This is a genomic window from Dactylosporangium sp. NPDC049525, assembly GCF_040676755.1.
Lineage (GTDB): Bacteria > Actinomycetota > Actinomycetes > Mycobacteriales > Micromonosporaceae > Dactylosporangium.
This window is the reverse complement of the sequence record NZ_JBFAPO010000001.1, coordinates 681,091-695,965: the sequence shown is the minus strand read 5'-3', so window position 1 is coordinate 695,965 and position 14,875 is coordinate 681,091. Positions and strand designations below refer to the sequence as shown.

Sequence of the window (14,875 nt, the reverse complement as noted above, 5' to 3'; positions counted from 1 at the left end):
CCGATGCGCAGTGCGCTGTTTGCCGCTGAAAACATGGAGAAGGAGTCGCAGCAGCCCGGTCTGCGACTGCAGAACTCCAAGATGCTCAAAGCCGAACTCAACGGCGAAATCATGGCCCGGACCGGCACGATGGTCGCCTACCAGGGGCAGGTGCAGTTCCAGGCGCTCGGCTCGGGCGGCGTCGGCAAGTGGCTCAAGTCGAAGCTGACCGGCGAGGGTGTCCCGCTGATGAAGGTCTCCGGCCGCGGCGACGTGTTCTTCGCGGACCGCTCCGCCGACGTGCACCTCATCGACCTGGAGCCCGGCGACGCAATCTCGATCAACGGGGCCAACGTGCTCGCGTTCGACGCGTCGCTGCAGTACGACATCAAGATGGTTCAGGGCGTCGGCATGATGTCCTCGGCGGGCCTGTTCAACTGCGTGTTCACCGGTCAGGGCCGCCTCGCGATCACGACGAAGGGCACCCCGGTCGTGCTGAGCGTCGACGCGCCCACCTACGTCGACCCGCAGGCGGCGATCTGCTGGTCCGCGAGCCTGCAGACCGGCTACCACCGCGCCGACCAGCTCGGCATCGGCACGCTGCTGGGCCGTAGCACCGGTGAGGCTTTCACGATGAGCTTCGCCGGGCAGGGCTTCGTGGTGGTCCAGCCGTCGGAGGAGCCGCCGCAGGGTCCGGCCGGTGGCCAGGGACAACAGCAGCAGGGCGGGGTCCTGGGCAATTTGCTCGGCGGTTGATCGCGCTTTCATAACGGGTCCTCCGCACGCCCTTGGAGGACCCGTTACGCTGCGCAGCGTGCGCGGTGACATCTTCAAGGCCGAAAACATGGCCCAGCCCCCAACCCAGGCAGGCATGAGCCTGCAGCACTCCAAGTGCGTCAAGTACGCCGTGAACGGTGAGGTCATGGCCCGTCAGGGCGCCATGGTCGCGTTCCGCGGCAACCTCCAGTTCGAGGTGAAAAGTCAGGGCGTCGGCAACTTCCTCAAGCGTGCGGTCACCGGTGAGGGCCTGTCCCTCATGGCCGTGCGTGGGCAGGGCGAGGTGTGGTTCGCCGACGCCGCCTCCGACTGCCACATCGTCGACATCGAGCCCAACGACGCGTTGACGATCAACGGCAGGAACGTTCTCTGCTTCGACCCGTCGCTGCGGTACGACATCCAGCGCGTCCAGGGTGCCGGCATGTTCGGCGGCGGCCTGTTCAACAGCGTCTTCACCGGTCAGGGCAAGCTCGCGATCGTCACCGAAGGTGCCCCGATCATCATCCCGGTGAGCCCGCAGGCGCCGGTGCTGGTCGACACCGACGCCGTCGTCGGCTGGTCGAGCAGCCTGCAGACCAGCATCCAGAAGAACCAGAGCCTCAAGTCGATCCTCAAGGGCGGCTCGGGCGAGCTGTTCCAGCTGGTGCTGCAGGGTCAGGGCTTCGTCATCGTCCAGCCCAGCGAGGGCAAGCCGGCGGCGGCCCAGCAGAAGCCGGCCGGCCTCCTCGGCGGCATCGGCGGCTGACATCGGACGGGGATGGGCCCGCCGCCCATCCCCTCAACCCCCGTTGCGGAGCTCACTGAGCCAACTGGCGGCGTCGGTGAAGTCCTCGTCGGACAGGCCGGGCGCGCGGTGCGGCGGCGCGTCCCCGTGCGACGCTCGCGGGTAGGAACCCAGGAACCGCACGTCGGCGCAGATGCGGCGCAGCCCCTGCAACGCCTCGCCCATCTGGGCCTCGGCGACGTGGCCGCCGCAGTCGAGGAAGAACACGTAACGGCCGAGGCGTTCGCCGGTCGGCCGGGACTCGATCCTGGTCAGGTTGACCCCGCGGACCGACAACTCGGTCAGCACGGCCAGCAGCGCGCCGACCCGGTCGTGGGCGATGTAGACCGCGAGCGTGGTCAGGTCGTCGCCGGTCGGTGGCGGCGGCGGTCCGGGCCGCGACACCAGTGCGAAGCGGGTCATCGCGTCGGGGTTGTCGGCGATGTCCTTCGCCAGGACGTTGAGCTTGTAGCGGGTCGCGCCGATCGCGGCGCAGATCGCGGCGTCGAACTCGCCGGTGCCGGCGCCGATCGCGGCGGTCGCGTTGGACAGCACGTCGACGACGGTCGCCTGCGGCACGTGGTCGCGGAGCCACTTGCGGCACTGGGCGCCCGCCTGCGGGTGGGCGGCGATCGACCGGATCGAGTCCAGCGACCGGTCCTCGGCGGCGGCGAGCACGAACTGCACCGGCAGCACCACCTCACGGGTGATGATCAGTGGCTCACCGTTGGCGAGCTCGTCGAGGGTGACCCCGACCTGCCCGCCGATCGAATTCTCCAGCGGGACGAGCGCCGCGTCGGCGTCACCGGCGCGCAGCGCGTCGAGCGCCTCCGGGACGCTGCGGGCCGGGGTCAGCACCCCGCGGTCGGCGGCCGGGACGGTTCTGAGCGCCTGCTCCGAGAACGTGCCTTCCGGCCCCAGGTACACGAACCGCGTCGGCGGTACACCAGGCATGGGTCAAGCCTAGACGCTCTTGCCGGCCGCTCAGCAGTTGGCGGTGCTGAGCAGCGCGGGCGGCGCGGTCGCCCGCACCTCGACGGTGCACGGGTCGGTGCCGACGGTCACGACGGTCAGCGCGGCCGGCGCTCCCTTCGACATGACCTGCAGCGGCTCACTGCCGGTGACGGTGAGCACGGTGTACTGCCACACCCCGGCACACAGCGGCCCGGTCTTCACCGTGAGGCCGGCCCCGGCGGGCAGGTTGGGCCGGGCCCGGCGGACCGCCGCGATGACCTGGTCGCCGCTCGGACGGCCGTTGCACTGCGACACGTATGCCTCGGAGAACGGCTGCTGGCTCGGACTGCTGCTGGCGGAGCGGGCGGGAGTGGTGCGCGCCGGCACGTTGGGCGTGCTGACCGGCGTCGGACTCGCCGACCTCGCCGGAGGCGGCGAAACGGGCGGCAGGAGAGGGCCGGAATCAGCGTGCGACCGCGTACACCCGGACAGCAGACATCCAAGACTGACGATCGCAAACACTGCGGCCGGTGCGCGCATGCAGCACATCGTAGGACGCCAGTCCCTTGAGCTTCACACGGTGCCGGAGGCCGTCACCCGGTGCCCGGCGGCGTTGAGCGCGGCCAGTGCCTCGTTGAGCCGCACGGCCGGCACCAGCACGTAATCGGTGTCGAATGTGGAGAACGCGAAGATGTTGACCCTGGCCTCGGCGAGCGGGGACACGATCGAGGCGAGGATGCCGGTGAGGGCGAGCTGGACCGGCCCGGCGACGCGCAGGCAGCGCCACGGCGTCTCGACCGATGCGCCGGCGGGCACCCGGTCGGCGGGGCACAGGATGGAGACCTCGTCGGGGGTCCAGGTCACCGAGATGACGTCGGAGCTGTTCGCCGCCGCCTCGATGAGGCCCGCCGGCAGGGGCGTTCCGGCCGGAAGACGGCCGATCGCATAGTCACCTGGCAGCACCTGGAGGTCCAACATGACAAGGAGCGTACGGTGCGAACGCGGTGCGTGGCGGGAGCCGTGAGCCAAGTTACGTGCGTGCGTTGTCCAGGTGGCTTTCCGGCGTTCGGCCGCACCGCCGGTCAGACGGTCCGGTCAGACGGTCCGCTCAGACGGTCCGCTCAGACGGTCCGGTCAGACGGTCCGGTCAGACGGTCCGGTCAGACGGTGCTGAAGAACGTCAGTGAGCCGACGACCTGTCCGTCCTGCAGCAGCGGGGTCGCGATCGCGTCGAACGTGCGCGGTCCCGTCGCGCAGCGCACCCGGACGAGCCCGCGGGCGAGCCGCCCCGAGGACAGGGCAAGCAGCGGCGGCGTCTTGTTGATCTCGGAGGAGTCCAGGGCACCGCCGTCGCCGAAGTCGAGGAACTGCAGGACGCCGTCGACGAGCGGGCGGTCGATGGCCGACTCGGTGAGCCCGAGCAGGTCCTCGAACGAGGCGGACACCGCGACGATGACCGCCTTGTCGTCGATCACCAGGCTCGGCTCCGCCGCGTCGGCGACCGTCGCCGCCCAACGGTCGAGTGACGACTCGGCCGGGTCGGGCGAGCGGGCAAGGTGTGGATCGGAGATGGAAAGCTCGACATGCGCCACAGCGCCTCCTCAGGCACCGGTGCGGCGGACGCGTCCGCGCAACGCACTCATCATCGCATCAGTCAGGGTGTGATCGGTCCCCAGCGATTGCTCAATCCGGCGCTTCGTGTCGAGCGGCTCCACGCCGCAGAGGCTACTCCGCGTCACTCCGCTTGTCAGTGCCCACGCGATCCCCATCCTTGTACCAGCGGTAGCTGTCGGCGAATGCCGCATAGGTCTGCGAGGACCACGTGGCCGGGTGCAGCGCGAGCGAGAACACCTTGTCGACCGTGTCGGCGGCGAGCCGGTTGCCGCGCGCGTTGAGGACGCGGGGCAGCTCGTGGTACGCCGTGACGAGGCAGCCCTTCGGCACCCCGTAAAAACTGATCTTGCCGGTGCCGGCGAACGCCAGAATCGGCATGACCGGGATCGACACCCCGGCGCTGCGGGAGAGCGCCTCGGCGGCACCCTTGGCCTCCGCGCGGGTCTCCTCGACGTACTTGGGCCGCTTGCCATCGATCTGCACGATGTCACCGGCAAACGAGACGCGGCTGCGACCGTGGTCCTTGACCGTCACCGCGAACACGCCACCCGGACCGACGGCGAGGAACGAGCGACGTTCGGCGCCGGTCAGCTCACGCAGGTCCAGGACGTGCCACTCCTCGCCGAGACGGCCGATGAGACTGCCCATCCTGCGGTACAGACGGTTGTGTCCTGCCTCTTCCCTGCGTGCTCCGCGTTCGGCGCGTCGTTCGCGCATCCAGTCAATGGGGGAAGGCCGACCTGCATCAACAATGATGCGATCGTCAAACCCTGCGGGCTGCGAATCCGTTCCGCCACGATGCAGCAGTTCGGTCATCTCGCACACCTCCAAGTCGCCGCTCGGTTGCGTGTGTGTTCAAACACCGTACGTGTTCAAACGGGCAACCGGGATGACCGGATGGTTGAAAGACTCGGAATGACTGGGATGAATGCCGCATTCACGACGTCTCATGAATTTGCAGATAGCGCCCAACCGGTGGATAACGGGTCAGCCGTTAGTCTGAGCTGGTGAGCCATCATCACGTCGACAGCGAGGTCGGGCAGCTTGGCACGGTGCTGCTGCACCGCCCGGGTGCGGAGCTGGCCCGACTGACCCCGCGGAACAACGATTCGTTGCTCTTCGACGGGATCCCGTGGGTCGGACGCGCTCAAGAAGAGCATGACACGTTCGCGCACGCCCTGAGTAGTCATAATGTCGAGGTCGTCTACGTGTCGGAGCTGCTGGCCGAGACCGTGGTCGTGCCCGCCGCCCGCGACGAGGTGACGCAGGCGGTCCTCGACGACGTCCGGCTCGGCGACACGCTCCGCCGGCACGTGGCCGACCACCTCACCGCGCTGGACCCGGCGACCCTGGCGACCACGCTCATCGCCGGGCTCTCCCGGGCCGAGCTGCGCGCCGGCGGCGGCCTCGTGCACGCCCTGATGGACCGGGCCGACTTCATCATCGACCCGCTGCCCAACCTGCTCTTCACGCGCGATTCATCCGTCTGGATCGGCGACCAGGTCGCGGTGACCAGCCTTGCCATGCACGCCCGCCGGCGCGAGACGACGCTCACCCGCGCGATCTACCGGCACCATCCCCGGTTCGCCGGGACGTCCCTGGTGTACGAGCCGGGTCTGGAACACCTCGAAGGCGGCGACGTGCTGCTGCTGGCGCCGGGAGTCATCGCGGTCGGCGTCGGTGAACGCACCCGGCCCGCCGGCGCGGAGCGGCTGGCCCGGCGCTGCTTCGAACGCGGCCTCGCCCATACCGTGCTGGTGGTGCCGATCGCACAGGAGCGCGCGACCATGCACCTCGACACCGTCTGCACGATGGTCGACGTCGACGCGGTCGTCATGTATCCGAACGTCGCCAGCACCCTGCAGGCCTGGACGGTGACCTCGGCCGGCTCCGACGACCCCGGTGTCTCCGGCGACCTCGCCGTCTCCGGGCCGGAGCCGTTCATCGTCGGCGCCGCGAAGGCGATGCGGATCGACACGCTGCGGATCATCGACACCGGCCTCGACCCGGTCACCGCGGAACGCGAGCAGTGGGACGACGGCAACAACACCCTGGCGATCGCCCCGCGGCTCTGCGTCGCGTATGAGCGCAACGTGGAGACCAACGCCCAGCTGGAGCGGCACGGCATTGAGGTCATCCGGATCCCCGGCTCCGAGCTGGGCTCGGGCCGGGGAGGTCCACGATGCATGTCCGCGCCGATCGCCCGGGCGGGAGGTGCTGTGTCCTAGCGCAGCGGCTGGAGACGGCCGATCAGGCCCTGCTTGCTGCGCCGCTCGGCGGCGGTCAGCGGTTCGGCGACGGCGATCGCCTCCGCGTAGCGCTTCGCGAACTCGGCGACCGGCGCCTCCCACTCCTCGGCCGGCACCTCGAGCGGGAGGTCCCAGACCGGGGCGAGCAGGCCGTGCGCGCGGAACATGCCGGCGAACTTCGTGTTGTCGCCGAGCAGCAGCCCACCACCCGCGGACAGCCGCGACAACGCGTCGAGCGCGCGGTCCTCGTCGTCGCCGAGGACGAGCCGCACGTGCGACCGGTCGGTGACGCGGCACCAGTACGTCGCCGGCGCCGCCGACAGCCGCGCCGTCGGGAAGATGCTCGCGTTGGCCCGCTCCAGCGACGCCCGCACGTTCGGGTCGTCGGTGGCGTTGTCCTCGAGCCAGTACTCGAACCCGGTGTGCACGGTGATGTCCAGCGGCGCGTTGACGATCACGTCCTGCAGGCGGGGGCCGACACCCGGCAGCGGCGGGATGTCGACGGTCTGCCCGGTCGGCGTGTCCAGTGCGCACTGCAACGCCACCGCGAGGTCCCGTGACACATCCCCGGACTGCACGTGCCGCTGCAGCCCGATGAACACCCGGCCGTCGGGCTTCGTCATCGCGGGCCACGCCATCGGCAGGACCGTCGAAAGGATCACCGGACGGTCGCCGTAACGCTCGGCCAGCTCGGGGGCCAGCTTCAGGGGTGCCGAGGCGGCCGGCACCAGTTCCCGCAGTGCGACCCACTCCGGCTCGTCGGCCAGCCCTTCGAACGGGCGGCCCACGTAGACGTCGCGGATCTTCTGGCGCTTCTCGCCGTCGGCGGACCGGCCACGGGGGGTTTTCGCTCGCTTGCTCACGGCGACCCAGCCTAGGCGGTCCCACCGCGCCGCGGGCGGACACCCACCACCTCGGGCGCGTCACTCACCCGGCCGCGTCCCCCATTTCCGACAAGTCGGAAATGTCCGCCCGATGGGTTGGCCGACGATGCCGGAACGCCTCGGCGAACGACGACGGAGCGGCTCGACGAACGACGAAACGCCACGGCGAACAACGCAGGAACGCCACGGCGAACGGCGAAACGCCTCAGCGAACAACGCAGGAACGGCTCGACGAACAGCGAAACGCCACGGCGAACGACGCAGGAACGCCACGGCGAACGGCGAAACGCCTCAGCGACCGGTGCCGAACGCCGGAACGCCGGAACGCCGGAACGCTTAGAGCGTGGCCCAGACGCACTGGCCGAGGCCGTCGCGCTCGACGCCCCAGCCGGTTGCCAGGGCGGCGACGATGGTCAGGCCGCGGCCGTCGATCGCGTCGGGGGCGGCGACCCGCAGTTCCGGGCCCGCCGCAGCGCCGCCGTCGGTGACCCTGATCTCCAGGGTGTCGTCGTCGAGCAGGCGCCATGCCACCCGGATGACGTCGCCGGGGAGGGGGGCAGCGTGGCGGACGGCGTTGCCGACCAGCTCGGCGGCGATGGCGACGGCATCGTCGAGGCGGTCTTCGGTGACCAGGGCGTCGAGCTCATGGGCAAGGCGGTGGCGGGCGACGTGTGCACCGCGAGCGTGATGCGGGACAACGACGCACCAGGCGCGCTCCGCGACGGTTGTGGACACCCTCTCAAGCCTCCCCATGGGTATCTGCGTCGGCGCGGGGCAGTCGCACCTCCGCGACGGTCCCGCCTCCTTGGCGTGGACGCAACGATACCCATCCATGTTGACGCTCAACGATCCTACGCACGAGATAGAGCCCCAGTCCGACGCCGCCGCGGGTGCGCTGGTCGCCGGTCTCCAGCTGCCAGAAGCGCTCGAACGCCCGCTCGACGTGCTCCGGGCGGATGCCGATGCCCCGGTCGGCGACCCTGAACCAGACGGTTTGCGCGTCCGCACCTGCGGTTAGAACTGCTTCTACCCAGTTCAGGGAGTATTTACCCGCATTCGTGACAAATTCCGCAAGGATGGTAGCGAGGGTGGCCCGTTCACCGAGGGCCTTCGGGAGGGTCTGCGGCAGCGCGACGGTCAGCGTGCGGCGCTGCTCGGTGCTGAGGTCGTCGACCGCCGCCGTCAGCGTGTCCACCAGGTCGAACGGGAGCAGCGCGGACGCGTCGCCGGGGTTGGACTCGTCGCCGACGGCGTTGAGGAGACGGTCGACGAGCCGGCTGAGCTCGCGGGCGCGCTGGCCGACGACGTAGATCGCTTCGCGCCGGGAGCCCTCGTCCAGGGAGTCCCAGTGTTCGACGAGCGTGTCGGCGTACCCACGAATGACCGTGATCGGCGTCCGCAGCTCGTGGCCCGTGAGGGCGATGAACAGGTCGCGCCCGTCGGCGGGCTGGTCGGAGCGGGCCCGGAACGCCACGCCGATGTCGGTGGTGTCGGGCACGGCGGCGGCCCGGATCTGGATCCACGTGCCGCAGGCCATCTGGTGTTCGACGGTTTCGGCGCCGGTGGGCAGCGGAAACGGCCACGGCTCCCCGATCGCCGACTCGGGCGAGCGGGCGGTGAGCAGCGCCGCGGCGGGATTCCAGGTGCGCACCAGGTGGTTGGCGTCGAGCAGGGCGAACGGCTCTCCGACCGGGTCGAGGGCCGGCCCGCCGTCGGCGTGGATCGGCAGTCCGCGGCCCAACGTGTACTGGAGCCCGGCGAACCCGGCGAGGAACGCGAGGGCGGCGCGTTCGTCGCTGCCGGCGGTGCCTTCCTCGTCGCGGTAGCCGGCGACGAGGACGCCGACGGCGGTGCTGCCGGCGGTGACCTCGGCGGCGACGAGGCGGGCGAGCCCACGGCCGCGGAGGTGCTCGCCGCCGACGGTGCCGAGCAGGCCGACCGGGAACTCGCGGACCCTGGAGCCGTATTGCAGCAGGCCCCGCAGCGTCGGGTGGATCAGGTCGACGGGCCGGCCGAGGGACCAGTCGAGCGCGGCGGCGGCGGCGATGACCCGGCCGCTGTCGTGGCCGTATTCGACGAATGCCGCGCCGGCCGCCGCGGTGGCTTCGACGGTGACGTCGACGGTGCGTTGGAGCGCGAGGAGGCCGCCCGCGCCGGTCGAGAGTTGCTCGGCGATCTCGGCCAGCCCGCCGAACACGGCGGTGGCGTCGACCGGACGGCGAGCATCGACCATGGTGCGAGTCTGCCTCCCCGCGCTTCGCTTTGAAAGGCTATTGACGAAAGTTGTCCACGTGGGATTCCGGTGGGCTGAGCCGGTGCGACGACGGATTCCGTGGTAGCAACCTGATAGCAAGAAGATGGTCAGTCTCGCAGGCCCAGCTCCCGGAGCCGTTCGATGACATACGCGGGCCGGTCGGAAATGATGCCGTCGACCTTCAGTTTCACCACCAGGTCGATTTCGTCGGGTTCGTTGACGGTCCACACGTACACCGGGAAACCCCGGCGGTGCAGGCGTTCGACGATTTCCGGGGAGGCGCGCAGCAGTGAGACGCCGGGTCCGCCGATGCTGCTGCCGGGTGGGAGCCAGCCGATGCGGCTGGGCACGGACCAGACGTCGATGAGCATCACCGTCGGCAGCGCCGGCGCGAGCTGGCGGACCCGGCGGACGGCGGTGGCGGAGAACGACATCATCGTGACGTGGACGGGCTGGTCGTCGTGGGGGCGGTCGAGTCCGTGCCGGCGCAGGAGGCTGAGCAGCGCGGTTTCGACGGCGGCGCCGTAGCGGGTGGGGTGCTTGGTCTCGATGAGCAGCCGCATGGGCCGGCCGGCGTCGACGGCGAGGCCGAGGAGCCGGTCGAGCGTGAGGACCCGGCCGCGCCAGCGATCGTCGGCGAGCTTCCGGCCGGTGATCAGCTCGTCGGCCGATTCGGGCAGGTCGGTGCGCCACGAGCCGAAGTCGAAGCGGTCGAGGTCGGCGAGGGTTTGCACGCTGACGCGACCGCGGCCGTCACTGGTGCGGTCGATGCGGGAGTCGTGGAGGCAGACAAGGTGGCCGTCGCGGGTCAGCCGGACGTCGCATTCAAGGCCGTCGGCGCCTTCCTCGATGGCGAGGAGGTAGGCGTCGAGGGTGTGCTCGGCGTGTCGATACGACGAGCCCCTGTGTGCGAACACCCAGGGCCGCTCAGGCGACCCTCGGAGCACCGCCGTCCTCGCTCACCATGGGCCGGCCCGCGGCCGCCCAGTCCGACATGCCGCCGTCGAGGTTGATGGTGCGGGTGCGGCCGTGCTGTTGCAGGTATGCGACGACCTGCGCGGAACGGCCGCCGACGCGGCAGACGACGACGACGTCGCGATCGGCGGGGATCTCTTCGATCCGGGCCGGGATCTGCATCATGGGCATGTGATTGGCGTCGGGTGCGTGACCGGCGGCCCATTCGTCGTCCTCGCGGACGTCGAGCAGGTAGGCGTCGGCAGCGACCTCGTCGACCGTGATGGTCGGCACAGCGGATCCCCTGAACACCGCACCAGCCTATAAGAGGCTCAGATCGGGTTGACCCAGGTGGGGTTCTCCACCGCCCACGCGTCGAGCGTGTCGTCGCGCATCGCCGTGTACAGCGCCTGTGCCTCGTCGAACGCCACCACGTAGGAGATCCCGCCGATGTCCTGGGTCTCCGACGGGACGGTCAGGCCGACCAGGCTGCTGGGGCGCACGTTGCGCAGGCCGAACATCAGCTCTTCGAGCGCGACGCCGTTGGTGTCGACGGTGAGCGCGCTGCCGAGGGCGCGGATGAGCTTGTCGAGCGCGATCGGGTTGGTGGTCAGGTTCTGCTGCTGGGCCTTGGTGAGGATGGCGCGGATGAACTTCTGCTGGTTCTTCTGCCGGTCGAAGTCGCCGTTGGCCAGGCTCTTGCGCTGCCGGACGAGGTCGAGGGCCTGCCATGACTCGAGGTGGTGGCAGCCGGGCTCGTACACGGCGGGACGGCCGCCGTGTTCGGGCGACAGGTAGTTGCCCTTGTCGTCGTAGCCGAGGTGGATCGACGTGACCTTCTGGTCGATGCACATGTCGACGCCGCCGAGGATGTCGACCGCGGCCTTGAAGCCGTCGAAGTTGACGATCGCGGCACCGTCGAAGTGGATGCCGAGCAGCTCGGTGAGGGTCTCGGCGAGCAGCTGGACGCCGCCCGCGCCGCCGCCGCCGTACTGGAACGCGCCGTTGATCTTCTCGTGGCTGGCGCCGCGGAAGTCGGTGAGCGCGAACGGGGGGATCTTCACCCGCAGGTCGCGGGGGATGGAGAGCAGATACGCCCGGTCGAGGCCGGACGGGATGTGCACGATGATGATCGAGTCGGAGCGCTGGCCGTCTTCGGGGTCCTTGGCGCGCAGGTCGGAGCCGAGGAGCAGGAAGTTGAGCGGGCCGCTGATGGTGCTGCGGCGCTCCTCCTTCTTGTCGTCGTTGCCGGCGCGGGCGTTGTTACCGAGGAGGTTCTCCTGGTGGACGCTGTTGCTGTATCGGCTGGCGAGGACCTGGGAGCCGGTGACCACGGTGGCGGAGGCGATGAGCAGGAACGCGCCGAGGACGACGAGCAGCTTGGCCCAGACCGGGTCACGGCCCGGGAGGGCGGCCTTGCGAGCCTTGCGCTTCTGCCGGCGGGTGAGGACGCGGGCACCGTCCACCGCGACGGCACCGTCACCGGCAGCGGGCTGCGAGCCGTCGACGCCCGAGTCGGCTTCGGCATCCGATGCCACGGCATCCGAAGTCTGGGCATCCGAAGTCTGGGCGTCCGAAGTCTGGGCGTCCGAAACCCCGGCGTCGGCGGCCGGCAGGTCGTCCGCCGGCTCGGCGGGCGCATCGGACGAGTCGGGCACATCAGACGAGTCGGACGAGTCGGAAATATCCGAAGTGGTGGCGCCGCGGGCGGCTGGCGCTCCGGTCGATGCGGATGCGTCGGCCGAGGCCGGTGACACCTCGTCAGGTCTGTCCGCCGGTTGATCCACCGGCGGGTCCTGGTCCTGCTGCATGTCGCCCCCGACTGCGTGCCCGCACTCCGGCGGGGATTTATCCGAGTCTACGTTCGCGGCGGGGATCGTGCCGACCAGCGTCACTGCACAAGATCCGAAGAGATGCCACCAATCAGGCGTTTTCTACTCGGTCAACAGTGCTTACGGCAATGAGATCTATACGACAGTCCGGGCATGCAACCCCGCAGGTGGGGAGACATGCCCGGGATGCCGGAATTATCACTTCTTAGTGCTGGCCTTCGTCGACGGCTGCGACGAGCCGCTCGCGGCCGGCTTGGGAGCGTTCGTCGCGGCCCAGTCCGCCATCTTGTCCGTGCGCATCGCGGTGTACAGCGCCTCGGCCTTCGCCTCGTTCGGCACGACCACGTCCTCGCCGTTGATCTTCTTGCTGCCGTCGTGCGGGCTGACCAGGAACGTCAGGTCGTCGCTGCGCAGGTTGCGGAACTGCAGCGCCATGTCGGCGAGCGAGAAGTCCTTGTCGACGGTCATCGCCTTGGTGATCGCCTTGAGGAACGAGTTGAGCTTGGCCGGGTTGCTGACGGTGCCGGAGCTGACGGCCTTGTCGAGGATCGCCTTCATCATCTGCTGCTGGTGGCGCATCCGGGCGAAGTCGCCGTCGGGGAACTGGTAGCGCTGCCGGGCGTAGTCGAGGGCCTCGTCACCGTTGAGGTGGTTCATGCCCTTCTTGAACTTGCGCTTCGGCGGGTGGATGGAGGTGATGTCGGCCTCGATGTTCATGTCGATGCCGCCGAGGGCGTCGATGACCTGCTTGAAGCCGCCGAAGTCGATGAGCAGCACGTGGTCCATCCGGACGTTGCTGTACTTCTCGATCGTCTGCACGGTCAGCGGGGTGCCACCCCACGAGAACGACGCGTTGAGCTTGGCCTTGGTGTCGCCGTAGGGCGTCGTCTTGCTCTTGGGGATGTAGACGTACAGGTCGCGGGGCATGGAGACCAGGTACGCCTTGTCGTGGCTGGACGGGATGTGCAGCATGATCATGGTGTCGGTGCGCCACTCGCCGGGCTTGCCCTTGTTGTCGGGGTCGCGGGAGTCGCTGCCGAGCAGCAGCATGTTGAGCGCGCCGTCGGCGACCTTCGCCGGCCGGCCGTCGGTGATCTGCGAGAACGGGTCGTCGCGCTGCAGGCCCGCGTCGACGTAGCGGTAGTAGCTGTAGGCGCCGACGCCCGCGAGGAGCGCGAGCACGACGATCGCGGCACCGGCGACCAGGGCGATGCGGCCCCAGCGGGGACGGATCTTCCTGCGGCCCGGGTATTCGTTGCCGCCCGGGCGGCGCGGGGGCACGACACCGCCGCCGCCACCACCGCCGGAGGCGGAGGCGGGCTTGCCGTAGACGCCTGGCGTCGCCGGGCTGGTCGGAGTGGAGGCGCTAGAGACGCGCGCACGAGCTCCCGCGCTGGGCGGGAGGGCGTTGGGCACCGAGGCGCGACCCGACGAGCCGTTTGAGGCAGGCGTGGTGGACATGAAACCCACGATACGAACCCGTGGCCGCTACGCCACGTAACCCGAGCGGGCGCGGCACGAAGCCGGGAGTGTCACCGGGAGCGGAAGTAGTCCACGGTCCGGCGCAAACCTTCCTCAGGTCCGACGGTCGGCTCGTATCCGAGCAGCTCACGTGCCTTGCCCAGGTCGGGGCGGCGGCGCTCGGGGTCATCGGCGGTGCGGGGGCGCAGCGAAACTGTCGAAGTGCTGTCGGATAGCCGCACAATCGTGTCGGCGAGCTCGAGCATGGTCATCTCGTGCTCGGTGCCGCAGTTGATCGGGCCGGTCTCACCGGAGTCGAGCAGCAGCAGGATGCCACGGACGAGGTCGGACACGTGGCAGATCGACCTGGTCTGGGTGCCGGAGCCGTGCACGGTGACGGGCTCGCCGCGCAGCGCCTGGGAGATGAACGTCGGGATCGCGCGGCCGTCGTCGGGGCGCATGCGCTCACCGTAGGTGTTGAAGATCCGCACGATGCCGACGTCGGCGCCGCGCCCCCGGTGGTAGCCCATGGTGGCCGCCTCGGAGAAGCGTTTCGCCTCGTCATATACGCTGCGGATGCCGATCGGGTTGACGTTGCCCCAGTAGGTCTCCGGCTGCGGGTGGATGAGCGGGTCACCGTATGCCTCGGAGGTGGACGCCATCACGAACCGGGCGCCGTCGGCGACGGCCCGCTCCAGCAGCTGGAGAGTGGCGAGCGAGCCGACCCGGAGGATCTCGACGGGCAGCAGCTCGAAGTCGGTCGGGCTGGCCGGCGACGCGAAGTGCATGATCGCGTCGAACCGGGCGTTGAGGGCCTCGACGGTCGGCAGTGGCTCGCTGACGTCGGCCTCGACCAACGTGAATCGAGGGTGGTCGGCCAGGTGCGCGACGTTGTCCTTACTGCCCGTCACGAAGTTGTCGACCACGACGACCTGCGCACCGCGGGCGATCAAGGCATCCGCAAGGTGAGACCCGACGAATCCGGCACCACCGGTGAGCAGGACCCGGTGTCCCTCGCCGTAACGCTGCGCAACAACGACCATGTGGACCAGCCTAGCGGCAGTTGGCGGCGGGGGGGGGGGGGCGGGGGCCCCCCCCCACCGCACCAACCACAAACCGGACACCACCCCCGGGGTAGAAGGGCCACAGGGCAG

General features: G+C 69.7%; 16 protein-coding genes. 3 read left to right on the top strand and 13 right to left on the bottom strand.

What is annotated here, in order from left to right:
- Window positions 1-3 precede the first annotated feature (3 nt).
- Both AB0K00_RS03115 and AB0K00_RS03110 read left to right on the top strand, forming a co-directional pair.
- On the top strand, window positions 4-735 hold the full coding sequence (locus AB0K00_RS03115) for an AIM24 family protein (protein ID WP_363514343.1): 732 nt from the start codon (window positions 4-6) through the stop codon (window positions 733-735).
- Between the two features lie 58 nt (window positions 736-793).
- Window positions 794-1,501: an AIM24 family protein gene (locus AB0K00_RS03110; RefSeq protein ID WP_363514340.1), complete on the top strand. Its 708-nt coding sequence runs from the start codon at window positions 794-796 to the stop codon at window positions 1,499-1,501.
- Between the two features lie 33 nt (window positions 1,502-1,534).
- Here AB0K00_RS03110 and pheA read toward each other — a convergent pair whose 3' ends face one another.
- The 5 genes from pheA to AB0K00_RS03085 all read right to left on the bottom strand — a co-directional run bounded on the left by pheA (window position 1,535) and on the right by AB0K00_RS03085 (window position 4,903).
- The gene (pheA, locus tag AB0K00_RS03105) at window positions 1,535-2,473 is read right to left on the bottom strand and encodes a prephenate dehydratase (protein WP_363514337.1); all 939 of its coding nucleotides are present in this window, start codon (window positions 2,471-2,473) and stop codon (window positions 1,535-1,537) included.
- A 30-nt stretch (window positions 2,474-2,503) separates the two neighbouring features.
- The gene (locus AB0K00_RS03100; protein ID WP_363514334.1) at window positions 2,504-2,860 is read right to left on the bottom strand and encodes a hypothetical protein; all 357 of its coding nucleotides are present in this window, start codon (window positions 2,858-2,860) and stop codon (window positions 2,504-2,506) included.
- Between the two features lie 186 nt (window positions 2,861-3,046).
- Window positions 3,047-3,451 carry an ACT domain-containing protein gene (locus AB0K00_RS03095; protein WP_363514331.1) on the bottom strand — a complete coding sequence of 135 codons (405 nt, stop codon included), beginning with the start codon at window positions 3,449-3,451 and terminating at the stop codon, window positions 3,047-3,049.
- 182 nt (window positions 3,452-3,633) lie between these two features.
- A complete protein-coding gene (locus AB0K00_RS03090) occupies window positions 3,634-4,065 on the bottom strand; it encodes a hypothetical protein (protein WP_363514328.1) in 432 nt (143 codons plus the stop codon).
- A gap of 133 nt (window positions 4,066-4,198) precedes the next feature.
- Window positions 4,199-4,903, bottom strand: coding sequence for a hypothetical protein (locus AB0K00_RS03085; protein WP_363514325.1), 705 nt, complete (start codon window positions 4,901-4,903; stop codon window positions 4,199-4,201).
- A gap of 188 nt (window positions 4,904-5,091) precedes the next feature.
- Between AB0K00_RS03085 and AB0K00_RS03080 the strand changes: the two genes are divergently transcribed.
- Entirely contained in the window at window positions 5,092-6,315 is a 1,224-nt protein-coding gene (locus tag AB0K00_RS03080) for an arginine deiminase (protein WP_363515046.1), read from the top strand.
- Here AB0K00_RS03080 and AB0K00_RS03075 read toward each other — a convergent pair.
- The 8 genes from AB0K00_RS03075 to AB0K00_RS03040 all read right to left on the bottom strand — a co-directional run bounded on the left by AB0K00_RS03075 (window position 6,312) and on the right by AB0K00_RS03040 (window position 14,764).
- Window positions 6,312-7,199: a DUF5926 family protein gene (locus AB0K00_RS03075; RefSeq protein ID WP_363514322.1), complete on the bottom strand. Its 888-nt coding sequence runs from the start codon at window positions 7,197-7,199 to the stop codon at window positions 6,312-6,314. The genes AB0K00_RS03080 and AB0K00_RS03075 overlap by 4 nt on opposite strands.
- A gap of 357 nt (window positions 7,200-7,556) precedes the next feature.
- Window positions 7,557-7,955, bottom strand: coding sequence for an ATP-binding protein (locus tag AB0K00_RS03070; RefSeq protein WP_363514320.1), 399 nt, complete (start codon window positions 7,953-7,955; stop codon window positions 7,557-7,559).
- 4 nt (window positions 7,956-7,959) lie between these two features.
- Window positions 7,960-9,453 (bottom strand): HAMP domain-containing sensor histidine kinase, encoded by a 1,494-nt coding sequence (locus AB0K00_RS03065; RefSeq protein WP_363514317.1) that lies wholly within the window; start codon window positions 9,451-9,453, stop codon window positions 7,960-7,962.
- A 128-nt stretch (window positions 9,454-9,581) separates the two neighbouring features.
- The gene (locus tag AB0K00_RS03060; protein ID WP_363514314.1) at window positions 9,582-10,391 is read right to left on the bottom strand and encodes a glycerophosphodiester phosphodiesterase family protein; all 810 of its coding nucleotides are present in this window, start codon (window positions 10,389-10,391) and stop codon (window positions 9,582-9,584) included.
- Between the two features lie 10 nt (window positions 10,392-10,401).
- On the bottom strand, window positions 10,402-10,722 hold the full coding sequence (locus AB0K00_RS03055; RefSeq protein ID WP_363514311.1) for a rhodanese-like domain-containing protein: 321 nt from the start codon (window positions 10,720-10,722) through the stop codon (window positions 10,402-10,404).
- A gap of 38 nt (window positions 10,723-10,760) precedes the next feature.
- Window positions 10,761-11,966, bottom strand: coding sequence for an LCP family protein (locus AB0K00_RS03050; protein ID WP_363514308.1), 1,206 nt, complete (start codon window positions 11,964-11,966; stop codon window positions 10,761-10,763).
- Between the two features lie 492 nt (window positions 11,967-12,458).
- Window positions 12,459-13,721: an LCP family protein gene (locus AB0K00_RS03045; RefSeq protein ID WP_363514305.1), complete on the bottom strand. Its 1,263-nt coding sequence runs from the start codon at window positions 13,719-13,721 to the stop codon at window positions 12,459-12,461.
- A 71-nt stretch (window positions 13,722-13,792) separates the two neighbouring features.
- Complete coding sequence (locus AB0K00_RS03040) at window positions 13,793-14,764, bottom strand: NAD-dependent epimerase/dehydratase family protein (protein ID WP_363514302.1); 972 nt, start codon at window positions 14,762-14,764, stop codon at window positions 13,793-13,795.
- Window positions 14,765-14,875: the final 111 nt, after the last annotated feature.